The 22,196-nt window shown below is 33.1% G+C and carries 15 protein-coding genes; 9 read left to right on the top strand and 6 right to left on the bottom strand.

The features are described from left to right. Window positions 1-46: 46 nt before the first annotated feature. The 3 genes from Q0857_RS14825 to Q0857_RS14815 all read right to left on the bottom strand — a co-directional run bounded on the left by Q0857_RS14825 (window position 47) and on the right by Q0857_RS14815 (window position 4,655). Entirely contained in the window at window positions 47-2,758 is a 2,712-nt protein-coding gene (locus Q0857_RS14825) for a TonB-dependent receptor (protein WP_298536892.1), read from the bottom strand. A gap of 21 nt (window positions 2,759-2,779) precedes the next feature. Next, window positions 2,780-3,643, bottom strand: a complete 864-nt coding sequence (locus Q0857_RS14820) for a GLPGLI family protein (RefSeq protein WP_298536889.1) — start codon at window positions 3,641-3,643, stop codon at window positions 2,780-2,782. 187 nt (window positions 3,644-3,830) lie between these two features. After that, entirely contained in the window at window positions 3,831-4,655 is an 825-nt protein-coding gene (locus tag Q0857_RS14815; RefSeq protein WP_298536886.1) for a GLPGLI family protein, read from the bottom strand. 167 nt (window positions 4,656-4,822) lie between these two features. Between Q0857_RS14815 and Q0857_RS14810 the strand changes: the two genes are divergently transcribed. Next, window positions 4,823-5,602, top strand: a complete 780-nt coding sequence (locus Q0857_RS14810; protein ID WP_298536883.1) for a hypothetical protein — start codon at window positions 4,823-4,825, stop codon at window positions 5,600-5,602. Between the two features lie 3 nt (window positions 5,603-5,605). Next, window positions 5,606-6,220 carry a deoxynucleoside kinase gene (locus tag Q0857_RS14805; protein WP_298536880.1) on the top strand — a complete coding sequence of 205 codons (615 nt, stop codon included), beginning with the start codon at window positions 5,606-5,608 and terminating at the stop codon, window positions 6,218-6,220. Between the two features lie 70 nt (window positions 6,221-6,290). Here Q0857_RS14805 and Q0857_RS14800 read toward each other — a convergent pair whose 3' ends face one another. The 3 genes from Q0857_RS14800 to Q0857_RS14790 all read right to left on the bottom strand — a co-directional run bounded on the left by Q0857_RS14800 (window position 6,291) and on the right by Q0857_RS14790 (window position 10,650). After that, entirely contained in the window at window positions 6,291-7,289 is a 999-nt protein-coding gene (locus tag Q0857_RS14800) for an App1 family protein (protein ID WP_298536877.1), read from the bottom strand. 84 nt (window positions 7,290-7,373) lie between these two features. Further along, window positions 7,374-9,761 carry a sodium-translocating pyrophosphatase gene (locus tag Q0857_RS14795; RefSeq protein WP_298536874.1) on the bottom strand — a complete coding sequence of 796 codons (2,388 nt, stop codon included), beginning with the start codon at window positions 9,759-9,761 and terminating at the stop codon, window positions 7,374-7,376. 355 nt (window positions 9,762-10,116) lie between these two features. Continuing rightward, window positions 10,117-10,650 carry an inorganic diphosphatase gene (locus Q0857_RS14790; protein ID WP_298536872.1) on the bottom strand — a complete coding sequence of 178 codons (534 nt, stop codon included), beginning with the start codon at window positions 10,648-10,650 and terminating at the stop codon, window positions 10,117-10,119. Window positions 10,651-10,863: 213 nt separating this feature from the next. Here Q0857_RS14790 and Q0857_RS14785 point away from each other — a divergent pair, with 213 nt between their 5' ends. The 7 genes from Q0857_RS14785 to Q0857_RS14755 all read left to right on the top strand — a co-directional run bounded on the left by Q0857_RS14785 (window position 10,864) and on the right by Q0857_RS14755 (window position 22,137). Beyond that, complete coding sequence (locus tag Q0857_RS14785; protein ID WP_298536869.1) at window positions 10,864-13,095, top strand: M1 family metallopeptidase; 2,232 nt, start codon at window positions 10,864-10,866, stop codon at window positions 13,093-13,095. A 120-nt stretch (window positions 13,096-13,215) separates the two neighbouring features. Beyond that, the gene (locus Q0857_RS14780; protein WP_298536867.1) at window positions 13,216-14,877 is read left to right on the top strand and encodes a mechanosensitive ion channel family protein; all 1,662 of its coding nucleotides are present in this window, start codon (window positions 13,216-13,218) and stop codon (window positions 14,875-14,877) included. Window positions 14,878-14,967: 90 nt separating this feature from the next. Continuing rightward, window positions 14,968-16,515 carry a DUF1254 domain-containing protein gene (locus Q0857_RS14775; RefSeq protein ID WP_298536864.1) on the top strand — a complete coding sequence of 516 codons (1,548 nt, stop codon included), beginning with the start codon at window positions 14,968-14,970 and terminating at the stop codon, window positions 16,513-16,515. A gap of 120 nt (window positions 16,516-16,635) precedes the next feature. Then, window positions 16,636-17,313: a tRNA (guanosine(37)-N1)-methyltransferase TrmD gene (gene trmD / locus Q0857_RS14770; RefSeq protein WP_298536861.1), complete on the top strand. Its 678-nt coding sequence runs from the start codon at window positions 16,636-16,638 to the stop codon at window positions 17,311-17,313. A gap of 527 nt (window positions 17,314-17,840) precedes the next feature. Further along, on the top strand, window positions 17,841-18,419 hold the full coding sequence (locus Q0857_RS14765) for a T9SS type A sorting domain-containing protein (protein ID WP_298536858.1): 579 nt from the start codon (window positions 17,841-17,843) through the stop codon (window positions 18,417-18,419). Between the two features lie 297 nt (window positions 18,420-18,716). Beyond that, window positions 18,717-19,067: a 50S ribosomal protein L19 gene (gene rplS / locus Q0857_RS14760; RefSeq protein WP_298536855.1), complete on the top strand. Its 351-nt coding sequence runs from the start codon at window positions 18,717-18,719 to the stop codon at window positions 19,065-19,067. A gap of 859 nt (window positions 19,068-19,926) precedes the next feature. After that, window positions 19,927-22,137, top strand: a complete 2,211-nt coding sequence (locus Q0857_RS14755) for an NADP-dependent isocitrate dehydrogenase (protein ID WP_298536852.1) — start codon at window positions 19,927-19,929, stop codon at window positions 22,135-22,137. Window positions 22,138-22,196 lie beyond the last annotated feature (59 nt).

Genomic DNA, 22,196 nt, shown 5'->3' with positions numbered 1-22,196 from the left:
CAAATATATTATAGTTCAATTAGTCTACAAAATTATTTTTTACAAATTATAGCTCATAACGAATCCTTAATGTAAGAAACCTTGGTTGAATTAAATACTCCGTAGAAAATACAGAAACGTTGTTACTGCCATTACGTATTTGAGAATTGGTATCTAGCAGATTTGTTCCTTTAATTTGATACTCCCATTTAGAATCTTTACTTTTTCTATATGACAATGATGCATCCCATATTTTAAAAACTTGAGGCGAACCACCATTAGGATCACTCTGACTGTTATATGCGAAATTGGTCAGAAAAGTAAAGGATTTCCAAATATAAGCATCGAAACGAAATTGTGGTGCATGGGTAATAAACTGAGTTGTTCTACCACCTTGTTTATTATCATTTATACTATAAGTATACGACACTCTAAAATTTGGAGCTTCTCTGAAATTAGATCGTATTCCTGGAGTATATGACTGCCTAAAATTTTCATTTATTGACCGCGTACCCTGAACAATTTGATTGAACTTACTGTAATTAAAACTAGCTCTTAAACTACCACGGATTTTTCCAAAAGTACGTTGAATTCTACCAAACGAACTAAAAGTTTCATCGGCAAATTCTGAGTTAAAAAAAGTATTAGTTCTTATAACACTATCAAAATTAGATAATGACCGGATTTGCCCTATAGCATTTGTATAATTTACTCGAGCATAAACGTTCGTGTAATTAAACATATTAAAACTTCTGTAGAATAAACTGAGGTTATTTGTTAATGCATTTTCTAATTGCGGGTTACCTATCTGTATACTATTATAACTATTCAACACAATACCTCTTGCCAACTTTGTAACATCGGTGAATTGATTGCGCATATTGTACCTAAAAGTCAAGCTCTCACTCTTTTTAAACTGAATCCGTGTTTCAAAATCGGGTAATAATCTAAAAAAATTATCAGAATACGTTTCTCCAAATTGATTGTTACTGTTACCATAAGCATGACCTGAAAGCCCAGGCGTAAAAGTAAATTTACCCAACCGTAACCTATAATGTAAGCCTAAATATATATCACTAAAATTGTACTGCACATCATTTTCACCTAAGCCTTCGTTAATTGTTGGCGTAGGAATAAACACAGAATCATCATCCAGTGTTTGAAATATATTCGAATCAAAATCTTGTCGGCTTAAAATAGTTCCGAACGTAAAGTTCAAATTACTTTTTCCATTTAATATATTCCAGTAATCTAATTTAGCATCTAGTTGGTTTGTTTTAACACGGCGCTCTTGACTTATATCGTACCCTGTTTGATCAGAATCCAAGCCTAAACGATCTGCCGTATTCATATAGGCCATCTTATCCTCTAAAAATGCGTTATAAAAAGGATCCTCATCTTGTATTAAGTGAAGGGCCTCAAAAGCAAATATATTTTTCTCATTAACCGTATAATAATACTTCATGTTTTGATTGATACTATAGGGTGAATTATCTTCATATTGCGTTGTCCTTCCAATCACAGAAGACACAAGATTTCTGTCTTGAGACTCCTTAGTCATTTTACCTAAAATATCATATTCAAGCTGGTTATCGGCATTTGGTTTATAAGCAGCGCTTAGTTTTAACAAACCAATATCTGAACGTTGACGCGTGGATTCGATAGTTTCTTCATCTGGAATTCCCAATTCGGGGTCTGTATATTGAACCGAGCTCAGTTCAACCATATCAATTCTATTACTATTATAAATTCCAAACCCACTAATATCAATAGCTTTATTCGGGGAGTAACTAAAGTTACTTGCGGCCATTTTATTAACTATTTCTTGAGCGCGATTGTTTTGAGTTGCCAAAAACCCCAAGCTGTTATCGCCAAGATTTAAACTTGTTCCACTTGATGAACTTGGTGCTCTAAAACCGCCTCCAAAACCTCTTAAATCTTGTCTAGATAAAGCTGGCTCTCCTAAATTATTTAAATCTCCCAATACATTAATACTATACTTAGGGCTATAGTAAAACAGCTTAGGTTGTACAATATAAAGTGGATCATCGGGAGCACTTCCTCCACCAGCTGTTACATTCCCAAACCAAAAATTCTTTTTACCTTCTTTCAGTTTAATATTTATGGCATAATTATCTTGATTATTACTTACACTACTTAATTGAGCAACCTCTGTATAATTCTTTAAGACTTGAACTTTATCTACCGCATTGGATGGAATATTTTTAACGGCAAGTTTGGTATCTCCATCAAAAAAATCTTTTCCATCTACCATTAGTTTATTAACCCGCTGTCCTTCAACTTCAATTTGGCCATCATCATTAATTTCGACTCCAGGTAACTTTTCAAGTATATCTTCCAACTTTCGTTCTGTGCCATTTTTAAACGAATCGGCATTATAAATTAAAGTATCTCCTTTAATAGTAACGGGCATTTCATAGGTTAATTCTACGGCATCTAAAGCATTATAACTAACTAGAATAATATCTTTATTAATCGCTTCAGTAGCCGTTGTAATAACTTCTTCAAAAGTTTTCATGCCTATGTAGCTTACTTGTATTTTATAAGAAGAATTTTTACTTAAACTTAATTTGTACCGTCCATCAATAGTAGTTATACCATAAGAATCCAGAACTTGGGTTTCTTGATTAATAGCTACCACATTGGCCAATTCAAGTGAATTACCAATACTATCTTTAACAATACCTTCTAACTTGATTTGAGAGAAGCCAAAAGTTGAGATTAGAGTGAATAATACTAAGGCTAGTTTTAATTTCATAACGTATAAATTGACTAATTACTAACCTCTTCCGCCTCCCTGTCTACCACCTCGATTCCTGAAATTCTCTCTCATTTCTTGATATTTTTTGGTAGCTATTTCCAAATACTCTTCTTTGGTGACTTCTTTTCCTTTTGAAGGCTGCTTAATAGTTGATTTATCATCAGGATTAAGCACAATTTTAGAACATAAAATAGTCGTTTTATCCGTATTTATTTCCAATATCAGACCTGGTAGGCCAGAATAGTCGCCAGGACCTTGGTTTATAGGAATCTGCATGGTGTACCAAGCTTCAACTTCAATATCTTTTGATTTTTCAACGTCTTCTTCTGGTTTTTCACCATTATTTTCATCATTTCGTGATGGCCTTCTTATACTACTCATATCAAAATCTACCCACGTTTTAGTTGCTGTTGCTTTAAAACAAGTATAAGATCCAATCTGTTTAGTCTCTCCCGTCATTTTCCAATCTAGTTTTGGCAATTCACCTTTTATTAAAAATAGTTTTCCAAAAAGTTCATGTTCACTTAATAACAAATTGGTTTTTATGTTTTTGTATTTAATACCATCAATGGCTCCAGACATTATGGCTCCAAACCTTCCTCCACCTTGACCTTGATTGGGAGATTCTAATTGTTCCACAACTTTATATAAGGATTCTGTCCTATTAAAGGTGAGTACAAAGTTTTTTTCAAACATACTTTTCAATCGCTCTTGCATACGTTTTTTTTGGTCTTCAGACATATCTGGCCTGCCAAAATTACTCATATCAACATCAGTTTTAGACATATAAAATGCGCGCCCCTGAAAATCTTGAGAATGGATATAAATAGAAGAGAAAAAGATAAAAGTTATAAGAAAAGGTTTTAAAATAGTTACTTTCATAATGCGTTGGTTTTATCTAATAATGTGTTTTGATTAATTCATCGTGAAACACTTTTTAGACTCCAATAGCACAGGTAAGTTTAATGTGGCTCTCTTAAAATTATGTTAAAAAAATTGAACTATATTCAGTTATTTTTGTTCACTCAAAATAATTACATTTTCATTTCAAAAATCCAAAAAATCATAATTATCTGCCATTACTCCTAAACTCTTGCATTTTATTTGTAATAATACTTTTGTACTCTTTTTTGGAAACCACTTTACCCTTTTTGGGAATTTTAATAACTTCTCTTTCATCAGGGTTTAATATAATCTTATTACATAAAAGTGTTGTATTTCCTGCATTGACTTCTAATATTAAACCAGGCAATCCTTGATAATCAATTGGTCCTTGACTTACAGGAATCATTGGTGTATACCAAGCAACAACCTCTACCATATCATCCGCTTCAATCCCGTCCTTGCTTATCGTATCATTTTGATTTTTCTCATTACGCCTTAACTCGCTCCATGAAAAATTGTACCATGACAAATCAAAGGTTGATCTTTTACACGTGGCTTTAAAGCAAGTATAATTTCCAATTTGTTTTGTCTCTTTACCCATAGTCCATTCTATAGGCTTAAGAGTATCTTTGACTAAAAACACCTTCCCATAAAATTCTTGAATCTGAAGAAACTCATTGGTCTTAATATTCTTGTATTGATTACCTGGAGTGAAATTTTTGCCCCAAGAATCTGTTGCTCCAGAAATAGCATCCAACATTTCATCTTCTTTATATGTCGACTCTTCTTTATTAAACGTTAGTATATAGGTCTTTTCTAATCTGTTCTTTAAACGAGTAGCAACTTCTTTCTTTCGCTGTTCACTCATTTTAGCCCCCCAACGACCTAGGTCCATAGGTGTTTTAGAAAAGTAGTAGGCTTTTCCTTGAAAATCCTGAGCAAATAGTGCGTTTGGCAAGAAAAAAAGAACTCCTACAATGATTATAAAATATTTAAAAAAGAATTTCATTTGCTTAGTTTTATTAAATTGTTTAACAAATATAACAAATAATTAAACAAAATTTAATAAAAAATTATATCGTTAATATAACCTATAGGTTCTTCAATTAAGATTAAACCTTTTGAAGTTTTAAAACACAAAAATTATAAATTGAATTTTGTACTTTTCCAACTATAATGAAATACCTACTCTATATTGTCTTTTTATCAGGCGCACTGTTACAGGCTCAAGAAGCAGTACAAGCCATATTTGTTAAAACCGTAAAATTAAAAGGTGAAACCATTATTGCATTCGATAATTTTAGAGCTCCATACTTTAAAAAAGATAATGTTTTCTACACTAATAATGTTTCTGGTAATTTAACTTACAATAATTTGCAACTAGGAGAATTAAGTTCGGTAGACACATTCAATCCTTTAAAAATAAATTTATTTTATAAGGATTTTAATACTGCTGTTATTCTTGATAACAGGCTAGCTGAAATTTACAAAATAGATTTCAATACTACTACGCCATATTTAAATGTATCATTTATATCGACTGGGCATGATAATACAATCTGGATTTTTAATCAAGACCTTCAAAGGCTTGAGCTTTTTGATTATAAAACAAGAAGTTCGAGAGCGCAAACGGTTCCTATTCAAAGCAAAGTTTTAGATTTAAAGAGTGATTTTAATTATTGCTGGCTACTTACCGAAAAGTACATATATACCTATAATTATTTTGGACGTTTAATTAGAAAAATTGGGAATTCAGGATACACTTGTATCGGTCAAAATAATGAAAACCTCATTTTAAAAAAAGACAATTCTTTATTCTATTTGCAAAGAAATAGCGATATCATCAATAAAATAGAAACACCAAATTTATTGATAAATGGGTTTTTTGTAACCAATGAAACCTTGTATATTTACAACGATGAAACCTTACAACAATTCCAATTAAAAATAAAATAGACTATGCATATTGCTGTTGCCGGAAATATTGGCGCTGGAAAAACCACTCTTACCAAATTACTAGCAAAACATTATAAATGGGAAGCACAGTTAGAAGATGTTGTAGATAACCCTTATCTAGATGACTTCTATAACCAAATGGCACGTTGGAGTTTTAATCTACAAGTATACTTTTTAAATAGTAGGTTTCGTCAAGTTTTACAGATTCGTCAAAGCGGAAAAGATATTATTCAAGATAGAACAATCTATGAAGATGCGAATATATTTGCTCCTAACTTACATGCCATGGGGCTAATGACAAATCGTGATTTTGAAAACTATAAATCACTGTTTAATTTAATGGAATCTCTAGTGCAAGGACCCGATGTTTTAATTTATTTAAGAAGTTCTATTCCAAATTTGGTTTCTCAAATACACAATCGCGGACGTGATTACGAAAACTCAATTAGCATTGATTACTTGAGTAGGTTGAATGAACGTTACGAGGCATGGATTCATGGTTATGACAAAGGAAAGCTACTTATTATTGACGTTGATAAGTTAAATTTTGTTGATAGCCCTGAGGACTTAGGCCATGTTATTAATAAAATTGATGCCGAAATTAACGGGCTATTTTAGGTCGTTTCCATCCTTAAATATTTTAATAAACTGCATAAGCTTACTGATTATATTATGTAGGCCTTTAAAACTAATTTATAAATCCATGTGATTTTGCATGCTCTAAAGCTTGCGAGTTATCTTCAACTAAAAGCATTGGAATGCTTTTAAAATTTGAATACATTGCTTTTACACTTTTTAACTTTTCTTTATGAAAAACACTGCGTAAATAAATGGCAGCTATTCTTCCTGGATATTGTTGTGCAATCTCAAAATAAATTTTCGGATCATGCTGGCCAATATCACCGATAAGGATAAACTTTAACTGAGGATACGTGCTTAATAAATTAAGAATCTCTTTATGCTTTCTTGGTTTGCTTTCTTTGTTTCTTTTGTAAAAAAGCTTTGGAAAACTTCGCAGAATAACAGGCCCTTTTGGAAACTTATTCTTATTTAAAAAATATTCCAAATAACGATATAAGTTCCAAGGACTGTGGCTTACATAAAAAATAGGGTTAGCTTCATTTCCCTTTTTTCCCTTATGTAATAATTGGTAAAATTCTGGTGCACCTTCTAACGGAATTCGTTTTCCCACAGAAGTTAATAAGGTATTAATGATAACCCGCCATTTCAGTACAGAGACCAAACCAGTATGCAAAATAGTATCGTCAATATCACTAATTACTCCAAATGATGCACTTGATGAGGGTACGAGCATTTCCGCAGGGAATCTATTATCCATTTGTATAGCGCGGGTAATATATTTGTCATCATACGAAAATTCTAATTTAACCCAACCTTCTTTATCTACATACGCACTAATATCGTCAACAGGTTCATCAATAATAAAATAACCATCCATATTCGTACTAGTATAAAACACTTTGTCTTTACCAAGTTTCACCTTAAGTTTCGTATTTCTAATTTCATCAGTAGCAAATCGCTTCCAAGTATTGAAAAGCAAATTAAATGCTCCTTTTTTTTCCAAGTTAATATTTTCATCCTCTAAAGCACGACCTCTCAAATAAACATGTTTTACTGTTCCATAGGTTTGAAAGGCAATAATTTGAAGTGGATCTTTTTTAAACATCAGTTGAATTTAGTTGAATTAAAAATACAAAAAAACCACACCTTTTGGTGTGGTTTTTTCTATATAAAACTTAGTCTTGTCGAACTAGCAATCGTCTGCTATCTTTTTAAAAGATACTTTAAAAGATTTAGAAACCTTTTCTGAAGCTTCAATCTTAGCTTTTACCTCTGCCTCAGTACCGTTAAAAGTTTCATAGTTTGTTGAAGTATTCCCGTTTTCAGTTGTAATAGTAGTTTTAACTGCTTTTACAGTTCCATCTTCATTATTTGTCATTTCAACCTTCACTTCTTTAGTAACTTCAACTTGTTCTATTTTATCTCCTTCAGAAACATAAGCCGTAACGACCTCAGAAGTCAAAGCAATACTTGGAGCAATCACCAATGCCACAACAGACATTAACTTTAAAAGTATATTTAATGAAGGCCCTGAAGTATCTTTAAACGGATCTCCAACAGTATCTCCAACAACAGCAGCTTTGTGAGCTTCTGTTCCTTTTCTACCTTGCTCTTCAATAGTTTTCTTAGCATTATCCCATGCACCACCAGCATTAGACTGGAAGATTGCCATAAGAACACCACAAGTAGTAACACCTGCTAAAAGCCCCCCTAACATTTCAGCACCACCAACAAAGCCAACAGCTACAGGAACTGCAATTGCTAATAATCCTGGTAACACCATTTCTTTAATAGATGCTTTTGTTGAAATGTCAACACATTTATCATATTCAGCTACGCCATCAGCAGCATCAAAAATCGCACGCTGCTCTTTAGTAGCTTTTGTCATATCTGAATCTACAGCTCTCATAACTTCTAAAGCTGCTTTTAATTGAGGTATATCTCTAAATTGACGACGCACCTCTTCTATCATGGCCATAGCTGCTCTACCAACAGCATTCATAGATAATGCAGAAAAAACAAATGGCAACATACCTCCTATTAATAATCCTGCCATAATTTTTGGCTGAGATACATCAATAGCAGTAACATTAGCTGTTTTCATAAACGCCGCAAATAAGGCTAATGCTGTTAACGCTGCAGATGCAATAGCAAATCCTTTACCAACAGCTGCAGTTGTATTACCAACAGCATCTAATTTATCTGTACGTTCACGAACTTCACTTGGTAATTCTGCCATTTCAGCAATTCCACCAGCATTATCACAGATAGGTCCATAAGCATCAACCGCCAATTGAATACCTGTATTTGCTAACATACCTACCGCAGCAATGGCGATACCATATAAACCAGCATAATGATGAGATACGATAATAGCAGCTGCTATTAAAATAATTGGAATAGCTGTTGACATCATACCAACACCTAATCCGGCAATAATATTTGTAGCAGAGCCCGTTTCAGATTGTGCTACAATAGAATTTACAGGTTTCTTACCAGTAGCCGTATAATACTCTGTTATTTTACCCACTGCTAAACCAGCTACTAAACCAGCAATTACAGCTATAAAAACACCTAAAGATCCATTTGGTAACCCTGTTGTTCCAGCTAACATAACATCTATAATAAAATAAGAAGCTACTACCATTAACCCTGCAGAACCAAATTCTCCTATATTTAAAGCGGTTTGTGGATTTCCACCATCTTTTACTTTAACAAAAAAGGTTCCTAATATTGACATTAAAATACCAACTGCCGCTAAAACCAATGGCAAATAAACAGCCCCTAATCCATTAAAATCTGGCGTTATAATAAAAGCACCCAAAACCATAGTACCTATAATTGAACCTACATAAGATTCAAATAAATCGGCTCCCATACCAGCAACATCACCAACATTATCACCAACATTATCAGCAATAGTTGCAGGGTTCAATGGGTGATCTTCAGGAATACCAGCTTCTACTTTACCTACTAAATCTGCACCAACATCGGCAGCTTTTGTATAAATACCACCACCAACACGAGCAAACAATGCAATTGAAGATGCTCCTAATGAAAACCCAGAGAGCACATTTAGCACTAATGTTAAATTATCTGCCCCAGGCCATACACCTTGATAAATCATGAATAAACCACTAAGACCTAGCACTCCTAGACCAACAACACCTAATCCCATAACGGCACCACCAGCAAACGCAACTTCCAATGCTCTGCCTAGTGATGTTCTTGCTGCTTGTGTCGTTCTTACATTTGCTTTTGTTGCCACTTTCATACCAATAAATCCAGCTAAAGCTGAACAAATTGCGCCAATAATAAATGATACGGCTACCATACCACTTGATCCAGCTTCTGAAGCACCTTTAAAATATAATAAGACCGCTACTGCAGCCACAAAAATGGCTAATACCTTGTATTCAGCTTTTAAAAATGACATCGCTCCTTCGGCAATGTTCTTAGCTATGCGCGACATTTTCTCATCACCAACATCTTGCTTACCAACCCATGCACTTTTAATAAATACAAACGCTAAAGCTAAAACACCAAAAAGTGGCAAAAATTTCACTATTAATTCCATATTAAATCAGTTAGTTATTAAATCAATTAATTTTTTCGGATTCAAAAGTATGGAAATTAATGTGATAAAAAAAACCCCTATTCATTAAAGATTTCACATTCAAATAGCTGTTAAAATATTATATTTTTAATACTATGATTTATGTTAGTTTTTTACTTGTTTATGTGGAAGAAATTGTTTTTTAAACAAATAAAAGCAACATCATGAGTTTAATGAAATAGGTTAAATCTCTTCTTTAAGATGTTGGTCAACAATTTACCCATATTAAAACCCTTCTTTTTATGTTTTATTTTCTTTTTTAAACAAAAAAAGCCGTCTTGATAATCACAAGACGGCTTTTAAGAATATATTCTACTTATATTGTAAACGTTCGCTTTTTCTTATGCTCACTTTCATCATAACGTCTTACACATTCATGATAAATTTTAACGGCAGCTTCAGCATTTCCCCATCCACCAGTATCAACTTTCTTTCTTTCTAAATCTTTATATACTTGAAAGAAATGCTCAATTTCTTTCAATCTATGCGGATTTAAATCAGCAATATCTTCTTTCTTGCTCCAAATCGGATCTGAAACAGGTACACAAATCACCTTTTCATCAGGCCCTTTCTCATCAGTCATATAGAATACACCTATAGGTCTAACTTCCATTACAACCATGGGGTAAGTTGGTTGATGACCCAAAACCAATACGTCTAAAGGATCTTGGTCTAAAGCTAAAGTCTCAGGAATAAAACCGTAATCTCCAGGATACATCATTGATGAAAACAACATACGATCAAATCTAATTTTATGCAATGTAAAATCATACTCATATTTATTTCTACTTCCCTTTGGTATCTCGATTAATACGTCAAATGTTACCCCTTTCTTTTTACTGTTACTCATATATATTGTTTTTTTACCTGCTATAAACAGATATTTAATGCATTCATTTTAAGGTGGCAAATGTACAGAACACATCGCCTTAAAGCAACTAAAACCAACTGTTTTATGAGATTTTACGAAATGATAAACTTAACTTAATAGAGATAAGAATTTATCAATAAAACCTCACAATATTTAGTATCTTGTGCATGACTAACACAAAATAATTAAAATATGCGCAGAATTCTTTTTTTAGCCACAGCACTATGTTTTTATTCATTTTTAAATGCTCAAACCCAACCTTGGAAAGGTAAATTTGAACCGATTGACAATATGATCGCGCCTCCAAGTATGTATAGAAATGCCAGTGGTGCCCCAACCAAAGCATATTGGCAACAACGTGCCGATTACAGAATAAAAGCAACAATAGACGAAAATAGCAACACCCTTTCGGGAGAAGAAATTATAACTTATTACAATAATTCTCCAGATGATTTAGGCTACCTCTGGATTCAACTTGAACAAAATGTAAATAAAAAGGGAAATGAAGATTTTGGTGCTGTTAGTAACAAGATGAAAGATTCTATGAATACAAGGCAAATGCAGTTCCTTACCCGAACTTTAGATTTCCCTGCTGGATATACTATTAAACATGTAAAAGATGCAAAAAACTTAGATCTTAAAACTCTGGTGAATAATACCATGATGAAAGTAAAATTAAACAAACCTTTAAAATCAGGAGAATCTACAGAACTCTCTATAGCCTGGTCTTATCCTATCACGGATAGAAGTTTGTTTAAATTATCAAGAGAAGGTTACGAATATTTCCCTGAGGATGACAATACAGTTTATTTAATGGGGCATTGGTTTCCTAGAATGGCTGTATATAATGATACTGAGGGTTGGCAAAACCAGCAATTTCAAAAGTTAGGTGAGTTTGCCTTAGAGTTTGGAGATTATCATGTAGAAATTACGGTTCCGGCAGATCATGTCGTAGCAGCAACAGGAATATTAGAAAACAGTACTGCCGTTTTGAGTGAAATTCAACTCGATAGGTTTAATCAAGCTAAAACAGCCTTTTACAAACCTATGATGATTATTACTAAAGAAGAGGCTATTGAAAATGAAAAACAAAAGTCTAAAAAACTAAAAACCTGGAAGTATAAAGCCGAAAATGTACGTGATTTCTCTTTTGCTTCATCACGAAAATTTTTATGGGATGCGCAAGCTGTAAAGTTAGCCACCACTACTGTTTTGGCCATGTCTTTTTATCCAAAAGAAGGTCTGCCAGTTTGGAGTGAAGAATCTACGAAAGCCATAAGACAAGCACTTGAAGTCTATTCTGAAGCAACCTTTGACTACCCCTACCCTGTAGCTATTTCTGTAAACACTTCCAATGTTGGTATAGAGTTTCCTATGATTAGCTTTAATGGCGGACGTCCAAAAAATGGAAAAATATCAAAAAGAGCCAAACAACAAATGATAAGTACGATCGTACATGAAGTTGGACACAATTGGTTTCCCATGATTATAAGTTCAGATGAGCGTAAATGGATGTGGATGGATGAAGGCTTAAATACTTTTTTACATCAAAGAACTATAGCTGAACGTTATCCAGATGCTCCAAGCGTTACTCCAAAAACGATTGTACCTTTTATGAGTGGTAACAAAAATATTTTGAGACCCATAATGACGACTTCTGATAACGAATTGTTCAGTCAGTTTGGATATAATTTTTATTATAAACCAACAGTTGGCTTGCAAATGCTAAGAAACTCTATTATTGGAAAAGAGTTGTTTGATGAGGCGTTTAAAGAATATGCCAATCGATGGAAATACAAACATCCCAATCCTGCAGATTTTTTTAGAACCCTTGAAGATGCAACTGCAACCGATTTAGATTGGTTTTTTAAAGGTTGGTTTTTCACTACAGATCATGTTGATATGGAACTAAGCGAAGTAAAATGGTTTACTGTTTATGAAAACCAAACGAATCTTGAAGATCAAGCCAATACATCGCAAGTTAAATTAGGAAGTGAAGAAACAAATCCAAATGCCAAAGAACAGGATTTTTCAAACGGTCCCGAAGTTATTAATATGGTTGATACTCCTGATGCTTTTTATGGTCAATTTGTGTCACGTTTAGATGAACCCAATATTCGCAAAGCATTATCTGGTAAAAACATATACGAAATAACCGTCAAAAATATTGGAGGACTAGTTATGCCTTTAACTATTGAATGGGGTTTCACCGATGGAAGCTCTGAAACAGACACCCTACCTGCAGAAATATGGAGAAAAAATGAATATAAAATTAAAAAGACATTTATTAAAGCAAAGGAGGTAAGTAAGGTAAACCTAGACCCTAATTTTGAATTTGCCGATACTAATATGAATAACAATAGCTTTCCTAATACTGAACAGGAATCTGATTTTGACGTGTTTAAAAATAAAAAAGGACAGTAAATATTTTAAGACTTAAACTTTTATTTGAATTTAAAAAAAAATTGAATTAAATTTAAACCAATGCTTATTTCAGCTACTCCATATTCTGTCCTGCATTGAAAACCTTTCCAAAAAATATATATGATAAAATCACTTTGCAATACCATCTTATTTTTTCTTGTTTTTACTCTTTTTTCAAATGCACAAGACTCATTACAAGTTCAAGAAATTCAAGAGGCTCCTGTGATTTTAAATGGAGACACGCTTTTTTATTTTAAGTCTAGCGCACACAATTTTCCTCTTGATGTAAGAGCTACGGAAGCTTCTTTAAGATTACAAAGACTCACCTCAAAATACAATCCTTTAGTTGATAGTACGTGGTTGGATAAAGAGGCTGAATTTGTAAAAATCATGATTAATGATAAGTTTGCTATTGCAACAACACTTAAAGACGCCACAAATGATAGTACCACCATTGAAAAGCTATCGGAGTACAGACTTAATAGTCTCAATAAAAACTTAAATCAAATAGAAGTACTGAGCACCAAAGAATGGGCTATTCGTATAGTATATTTTATACTATCATTAATCATACTCATATTATATATAAAACTAATCAATTGGGCCTTTAGAAAAATTGATGTGCGCCTATCCAAAGTGGAGCGCAATTTTCTCAGAAACAAAACGAATATTTTAAAATATTTCATACCAAGAGACACGGTTAACATTTTTGTTTTTGTATCTAACATTTTACGAATTGCCATAATTGCTATATCATTATTTGTATTTGCTCCGTTTATGTTTAGCTTTTTTCCTTGGGCAGAAAATGTTGTAAAAACATTTTATGGTTATATCGCAAAACCTGTTAAATATATTTTTTATGGTTTTGTAGACTTTATCCCCTCATTATTCTTTATAATAATCATCGCCTTTTTTGCGCGCTATATTGTAAGAGTCATCAATGAAATAGCTAATGATGTTGACCGCGAACGCTTTATTATAAAAAATTTCCATAAAGACTGGGCTAAACCGACGGGTAAAATATTTGGTATATTAATTTACGCACTAGCACTTATTTTAATATTTCCGTATTTACCAGGATCCGGATCCTCTGCCTTTCAGGGCGTTTCCATATTTATTGGTGCCTTAATCTCATTTGGATCTACCTCAGCCATTGCCAATATAATTGCTGGAATTGTTATTACTTATATGCGTCCGTTTCAAATTGGCGACCGTGTGAAAATTGATAGCATTGTTGGCGACGTCATTGAAAAAACCATTTTAGTTACCAGAATACGAACTACAAAAAGAGAAGACGTTACCATACCAAACGCTAAAATTTTAGTAGGTACCATTGTTAATTATTCTAATGAAAACAATAATGCTTTAATACTGCATACTACAGTAACTTTAGGTTACGATTTACCCTGGGAAACTGCCAACCAATTATTACTAGAGGCCGCAGCAAAAACCACTCTTATAGAAAAAGATCCTAAGCCGTTTGTTTTACAAACAAGTCTGGATGATTTTTATGTGTCTTATGAGCTAAACGCTTACACGTTACAGCCCAGAAAAATGCCCTTAATATATTCTGAAATGCATAAAAATATTTTAACTGTTTTTAATCAAGCTGGTGTTGAAATTTTATCTCCAAGCTATGTGGCAGCTAGAGATGGGAGTTTAACCACAGTTCCTAGTGAGTTAAAACCTGAAGACAAATCACCACTTAACAAAATTGTAGATCATTTGACAGGGCAAAATCAGCAGGTAATAAAGACTAACTTCAAGAGCGACACCGAATGATTAAAATTAAAACTTATTTTAAATACCATATTTATTCTAATCTTTTTTAAATAAAAAACAACACTATTAATTCACAAAAACGTAAAAAGAATGTATAACAAAACTTCTTTAATTAGTTTACTTCTAGTAGGATTATTTTTTTCTAGTTGTAACGAAAAGACATCTAATAGTCAGGTGGAAACTAAAAACCCTGTTGTTATTAAAAGCATGAAAATGACAACGGAGATACCCGATGGTATTAAAAGTCCAAACAAAATTAACTCTGAACAGCTTGGAGAGCTTAGTTTTTTTGATGGAGTCCCGGAACCTGAAACAGCAGAAAAAGTGTATGATTACCTCGATTTAATCAATGCCGTTGATGCCTATACTAAAGGAATTCAGATCGCTTCCATGGAAGCCATGAAAAAAGGAATTTTATCTTTTGGGCCAGCGAACTCGACTGCCCTAATTTTTGAAGAACTAATGGATTCTAAAGCATTATTCTTAACGGCAAATACCACATCTGTTTATATGACCTCGTGGCTAGAGCTTGGTGATGAACCTATGGTAATAGAAACGCCGCCAGATGTCCTTGGAATTATCGATGATCATTACTTCAAATATGTGGCTGATTTTGGGAGACTAGGACCAGATCGTTCTAAAGGAGGTAAATTCCTCATTCTTCCACCAAACTACAAAGGCGATGTCCCTCAAGGTTATTTTGTATCGAAAGCTAACACCTATGGCCATTGGGTTATCTGGAGGGGCTTTCAAAAAGACGGAGACCCTCAACCTGCAGTTTTAGCTACAAAAAACACATTCAAAATATACCCTCTGTCTCAAAAAAACAACCCGCCAAAAATGAATTTTATTAATGTCTCTGGCAAAACATTTAATACCATTCATCAAATGGATGAAAGAATTTATGATGAAATAAATGATGTTATACAATCGGAACCAGCAATCGGAGAGAACGCAGAAATATTAGGTAGTCTAGCAGCAATAGGGATAAAAAAGGGAGAGGATTTCAATCCTGATGAAAGGATGCAGCGCTTATTAAAAGAAGCGTCTAAAATTGGTAGTGCTATTGTAAGAACTCAAATGGCTAAACCAAGAAGTGAATACCTGTTCAAGTTTCCAAATACACAATGGTTAAATCCACTTGCCTATAAAAGTTATTTATTTGAACATGAAGGCGTTAGATTATTAGATGCCCGTAGTGCTTTTCATTTCTATGCCACAGGAATTACGCCTGCAATGTCCATGAAAATTATTGGAAAAGGCTCACAATATGCCATTGCCTATTCCGACAAAAATGGCAATACTTTTAATGGTAGTAAAACATACAAGTTTCACGTGCCAGCTAACCCGCCTATGAAAGATTTCTGGTCATTTACCATTTATGACAATCAAACGCGTTCTATGTTACAAACCGACCAACAATTCCCTGGTATTGATAATAATAAAGATGGACTAGTTCAAAATAAAGATGGTAGTTGGGATATTTACATTGGCCCAGAAGCTCCAAGTGGTTTTGAGAAAAATTGGATTCAAACCATTCCTGGTAAAGGTTGGAACACCATTTTTAGACTATATGGACCATTAGAACCTTGGTTTGTGGGAGAATGGTACCCTTCTGATGCCGAAGAGATACAGTAATAAAAGTTAAAAAAGGGTATTTAAAAATGCCCTTTTTTTTTATCCTAATGAAGTGTATAAAAATTCTAGAATAAACTTCCCAAACAATTCATTTATCTTTGCGCTCATTAAAATCATATTATGCGTATAGATATTATTACCGTACTACCAGAACTTCTAAAGAGTCCATTTGAAGCCTCTATTTTAAAACGTGCTATTGAAGCAAATTTAGTAGAAGTTCATTTTCATAACCTACGTGATTATACGACAGATAATTACAAATCTATTGATGATACGCAATTTGGTGGTGGAGCAGGTATGGTGATGATGGTTGAACCTATTGACAAATGCATTACTAAATTAAAGGAAGCCCGTGACTATGATGAGGTGATTTACATGACACCCGACGGTGACACCTTAAATCAAGGGATTGCAAATCAGTTGTCATTAAAAGAAAATATAATCATTTTGTGCGGACATTATAAAGGTGTAGACCAACGTGTGAGAGATCATTTTATAACTCGTGAAATTTCAATTGGTGATTATGTACTTTCTGGTGGCGAATTAGGTGCCGCTGTATTATGCGACGCTGTAATTAGATTAATACCAGGGGTTTTAGGTAATGAAACCTCTGCCCTAACCGATTCTTTTCAAGATAATTTATTAGCACCACCTATCTATACTAAACCTAGAGAATACAAAGGCTGGAAAGTACCAGAATTATTATTTAGTGGTAATCTTCCTGAAATTGAAAAGTGGCGCGAGGAACAAGCTTATTTGAGAACTCAAGAACGTAGACCTGATTTATTTGAGGATTAGTTTAATTACTAATAACTCAGCTGCCTTTTAACTATACTTCTTTCTAATTAATTCTAATTAAACTAAGACTTATTAAAAACATATAAATAATCTTAGAAAGAAGTATACTGAAAAACTGTTTTTCTTTTTTTTAATTTAAAATCAATTATTGTTACAAGATAGCGAAAGTTAATAAATTAACTTATCAAGATTTATTTATGGTATATGAAACACAAATAATGCTCTAGGCTAGATAACCTATAAAAAAACCTTTTTATACTACTGTTTTATTTCATTCTTATAGGCTATAGTCAAAATAATCGGATTTAAAATACAATAAGAAATGCATTTATAGCTTTACGCCTAATGATGATGATGTGAGTTTAAAATCACCAACTAAAAATCATAAAATTATATGCGAAAGTCCTACCTAATAGTATTTTATATTCATTTTTTTACTAAATTTGTGACATAAAAGGGCTACATAATATAGTTAAAATTTTTAGCTATTATTAATCCCCAATTATAAACAACCAGATATTAAACATATGAATCAAATTTACTTATTACCCACAATCTTATTTTTTTCTTTCATCAATCTTAGTGCTCAAACTGTAACAATAACAGGCTCTTGTGCATCCTTTGTTGACGGAGTTTACACACTATCTTCAGATGTCAACGGAAAGCCTTCATATACAGATGGTGATTCTATCATTCAATGGACAGGTACAAGATGGGAACATAATCCAATAGACGGAACACAAGTAGGAATGTATAATGATTCTGATACTGCAAATCCACCAGCATCAAGTTTTTCTCCTTGGACTCCAGAGGACTGTGATCCAGCAGGAGTATTCTCTGGGGATGGAACTTCTTCTACTTTAAGTGCTACAGATGCTGAATTGTCTAATAAAAATATCAGGTTATTTCCCAACCCTACAACTGACTTTATTCAAATTTCAGGATTAACAAAAACGGAAAAATATAGCATTTCTAACATTCTTGGTGCTAAAATTAAAGAAGGAACTTTATCGGAAAATGAAAAATTGGATATTCAAAACCTAAATACTGGATTATATCTTATAAAATTTGATAACGGACACACATTAAAATTCAGGAAGAATTAGCATACACTCACATCATTTAAAGGCGATGTTAAGGCTAGAAGGAAGTGGCACACCTTTGTCTTCCTTTGATTTAGGCCCTCTTAAAAAAAATGAGTACTATATAAATTCCTGTCTATTCCGAAATGACAAAAGCAGAGAGTTTAATGGACAAAACTAGACTAAAATAGAACATCAAAAAAAAGGAAATAAAAAGTTGGTAGTTGTTAATTAATACTTATTTTTGCAGCCAATTTCGGGTTAACCTCTGGCGAAAATCGTGAATGTTGTTCTGAATCAATCAATATTAAATTTAAAGATATGGAATCTTTAGTAAAATTTGTACAAGACGAATTTGTAACAAGAAAAGAATTACCAGAATTTGCTGCTGGTGATACTATTACAGTTTTCTACGAAATTAAAGAGGGTAACAAAACGCGTACTCAGTTTTTTAGAGGAACAGTAATTCAAAGAAGAGGATCTGGAAGTTCAGAGACTTTTACGATTAGAAAAATGTCAGGATCAATTGGTGTAGAGCGTATCTTCCCGATAAACTTACCTGCATTACAAAAAATTGAAGTTAACAAACGTGGTAAAGTACGTAGAGCTAGAATTTACTACTTTAGAGGTCTTACTGGTAAAAAAGCTAGAATTACTGAACGTAGACGTTAATACACATACATCTGCAATCGCAGTATTTAAAAGGCCTTGAGACTTCTCAAGGCTTTTTTTATTAACAAAAGTTAATAAGTATAGTTCATAAATAGTTGATATCTAGAAACTTGAAATATTTGTTTTTTTAATCTCCGGTCGTATATTAGCTAAAGGAATAATAACAACTCTTGTTGGTTTCGTTTAAATGGCGAATTTATATAATGTCCTAGAAGAAAGTAACGTTCTTTAAACTAAATTGTTTTTTGAGGTTAATTTAAATCACGTGTATGCGTGTACAAAAAAAAAGACCATGACATTATTTTGGGAATAGTATATGTAAATAGACTTCACCGATATAATGAAAAGCTTAAAAAACCATATAAACGAAAGTGAATATAGTAATACAAGCAATGCTTTTAACAAACTAGACACGCAAGTGAAAAGAAGTTTAATAGCATCAAGAAAAACAATTAACGGAACATTTTAATGATAGGTCAATACATTTTGAAAATCAAAAAAATGTTTCATTGAAATAACAACACTTGAACCGAAAGTTTAAATGAAAATTTTAAATGCATTTGGTAGACATACTGAATAGGTCACGTTACGTTATTTCAAAAAAGCCATATCAAGGGGGATTAATTTCTACAGTGATATGGCTTTTGTTATTTTATAACTTCTGCATCCATTTTTTAAACTATTCTCACCTTCCCTTTACATTTTTATCATTATTACAAATCTATTCTGTTAAAAGATTTTCATATATGTATTAAAGCTATATAAACATGTAATTTTGTATATTCGCATCGCTAAAATTCAAGCCTTTCTTTGGAATCCTATTTTTAGCATCCTTATAATTCTTTAAAACCACGACAAAATGTCTAAAATTATTTATACAAAAACGGACGAAGCTCCAGCATTAGCAACACGTTCATTACTTCCTATTGTTAAAGCCTTTGTGAAATCTTCTGGTATTAATATTGAAACTAAAGACATCTCTTTAGCTGCCAGAATATTAGCTGTTTTTCCTGATTTTTTAACCGAAGACCAGCAAGTTTCTGATGATTTGGCTATTCTCGGTGAAATGGCAAAAAAGCCTGACACTAATATTGTGAAACTACCTAACATTAGTGCTTCAATACCTCAATTAAAAGATGCTATTAAAGAATTGCAATCTAAAGGTTTTAATATCCCAGACTATCCAAACGCACCTGAAAATGCTAAGGATAAGGAAATAAAATCTCGTTACGATAAAATAAAAGGAAGTGCAGTAAACCCTGTTCTTCGTGAAGGAAATAGCGACAGACGTGCACCTAAAGCTGTTAAGAACTATGCTAAGAAAAACCCACATACAATGGGAGCTTGGACAAGTGATTCTAAAACTCATGTTGCAACAATGAGCGGTGGTGATTTTGCACATAATGAAAAATCGGTTACACTTTCAAAGGAAACAAACGTAAAAATAGTACATACCGATAATCAAGGTAATTCTACTATTTTAAAGGATAGCTTCCCTATTCTTAATGGAGAAATTATAGATGCCACTATAATGAGTAAAAAAGCTCTAATTCAATTTTTTGAAGAGCATGTTGCAGATGCCAAAGCTAAAGGTATTTTGTTTTCATTGCACATGAAAGGCACTATGATGAAAGTGAGCGACCCTATTATATTTGGACATGCTGTTAAAGTATTTTTCAAAGATGTCTTCGCCAAGCATCATGCAACAATTGAACGCCTTGGTGTTAATGTAAATTATGGTCTTGGAAATCTTTTAGAGCGTATTCAAGAACTTCCAGAGGGAGAGCGCAAAGAGATAGAATCTGATATTGAAGCAACCTATGCTAGCGGACAATCTATTGCTATGGTAAATTCAGATAAAGGTATTACCAACCTTCACGTACCAAGTGATGTTATTATTGATGCTTCTATGCCAGCAATGATTCGTACTTCTGGACAAATGTGGAACTCAGACGGCGTATTACAAGATACTAAGGCTGTTATACCAGACAGTAGTTATGCTGGGATTTATTCAGCAACAATTGATTTTTGTAAAGCGCATGGTGCTTTTAATCCCACCACTATGGGAACAGTTCCTAATGTTGGATTAATGGCTCAAAAAGCAGAAGAATACGGATCTCATGATAAAACTTTTGAAATTTCGTCCAATGGTCATGTAAAAGTTATTGACAGTAACGGAAATACTTTGCTAGAGCATGATGTAGAGGAAGGTGATATTTGGAGAATGTGCCAGACAAAGGATGCACCCATTCAAGACTGGGTTAAACTTGCTGTTTCTAGAGCTAGAGCATCACAAACACCTGCTGTGTTTTGGTTAGACAAAAATAGAGCTCATGATGTTGAATTAATCAAAAAAGTAAACACCTATTTAAAAGATCATGATACTGAAGGATTAGATTTAAGGATTTTATCTCCTATTGATGCTACTATTTTTACGTGTGAAAGAATAGTTAAAGGCTTAGATACAATTTCAGTTTCTGGAAATGTACTTCGTGATTACTTAACCGATTTATTTCCAATTTTAGAAGTTGGTACAAGTGCAAAAATGCTATCCATAGTTCCATTAATGAACGGTGGTGGTTTATTTGAAACTGGTGCGGGAGGTTCTGCACCTAAACATGTGCAACAATTACTTGAGGAAAATCATTTACGTTGGGATTCTTTAGGTGAGTTTTTGGCATTAGCCGTATCGTTAGAGCATTTTAGTCAAGTAAATGACAATGCCAAAGCTAAAGTTTTAGGAGAGGCCTTAGATAATGCTACAGAAAACTTATTGGAAAATAAAAAAGGGCCTTCAAGAAAAGTTAATGAATTAGATAACCGCGGGAGTCATTTCTATTTGGCTATGTACTGGGCTCAAGAATTAGCTAATCAAAATGAAGATCAAAATTTAAAAGCTGAATTTGCACCAATTGCCAAATCACTTACCGATAATGAAGCTACTATTGTCGCGGAACTCAATGATATTCAAGGTAGCTCCACAACTATTGGTGGATACTATGAACCAAATGAAACACTTATAAACGAAGTGATGCGCCCAAGCAAAACTTTCAACGCTATTATAGGATAGTGTAATCATTCTATAGATTAAGTATATTTCAAAAGCCTCCTTTATTGGGGGCTTTTTTT

Source organism: uncultured Algibacter sp. (genome assembly GCF_947495925.1).
In the GTDB taxonomy this organism is placed as follows: Bacteria; Bacteroidota; Bacteroidia; order Flavobacteriales; family Flavobacteriaceae; genus Algibacter_E.
This window is presented reverse-complemented; position numbering and strand designations above follow the sequence as displayed.

Bases quoted from the DNA above. Each gene is read 5' to 3' on its own strand.
- Q0857_RS14825 (WP_298536892.1), bottom strand. From the start codon at position 2,758: ATGAAATTAAAACTAGCCTTAGTATTATTCACTCTAATCTCAACTTTT.
- Q0857_RS14820 (WP_298536889.1), bottom strand. From the start codon at position 3,643: ATGAAAGTAACTATTTTAAAACCTTTTCTTATAACTTTTATCTTTTTC.
- Q0857_RS14815 (WP_298536886.1), bottom strand. From the start codon at position 4,655: ATGAAATTCTTTTTTAAATATTTTATAATCATTGTAGGAGTTCTTTTT.
- Q0857_RS14810 (WP_298536883.1), top strand. From the start codon at position 4,823: ATGAAATACCTACTCTATATTGTCTTTTTATCAGGCGCACTGTTACAG.
- Q0857_RS14805 (WP_298536880.1), top strand. From the start codon at position 5,606: ATGCATATTGCTGTTGCCGGAAATATTGGCGCTGGAAAAACCACTCTT.
- Q0857_RS14800 (WP_298536877.1), bottom strand. From the start codon at position 7,289: ATGTTTAAAAAAGATCCACTTCAAATTATTGCCTTTCAAACCTATGGA.
- Q0857_RS14795 (WP_298536874.1), bottom strand. From the start codon at position 9,761: ATGGAATTAATAGTGAAATTTTTGCCACTTTTTGGTGTTTTAGCTTTA.
- Q0857_RS14790 (WP_298536872.1), bottom strand. From the start codon at position 10,650: ATGAGTAACAGTAAAAAGAAAGGGGTAACATTTGACGTATTAATCGAG.
- Q0857_RS14785 (WP_298536869.1), top strand. From the start codon at position 10,864: ATGCGCAGAATTCTTTTTTTAGCCACAGCACTATGTTTTTATTCATTT.
- Q0857_RS14780 (WP_298536867.1), top strand. From the start codon at position 13,216: ATGATAAAATCACTTTGCAATACCATCTTATTTTTTCTTGTTTTTACT.
- Q0857_RS14775 (WP_298536864.1), top strand. From the start codon at position 14,968: ATGTATAACAAAACTTCTTTAATTAGTTTACTTCTAGTAGGATTATTT.
- trmD (WP_298536861.1), top strand. From the start codon at position 16,636: ATGCGTATAGATATTATTACCGTACTACCAGAACTTCTAAAGAGTCCA.
- Q0857_RS14765 (WP_298536858.1), top strand. From the start codon at position 17,841: ATGAATCAAATTTACTTATTACCCACAATCTTATTTTTTTCTTTCATC.
- rplS (WP_298536855.1), top strand. From the start codon at position 18,717: ATGGAATCTTTAGTAAAATTTGTACAAGACGAATTTGTAACAAGAAAA.
- Q0857_RS14755 (WP_298536852.1), top strand. From the start codon at position 19,927: ATGTCTAAAATTATTTATACAAAAACGGACGAAGCTCCAGCATTAGCA.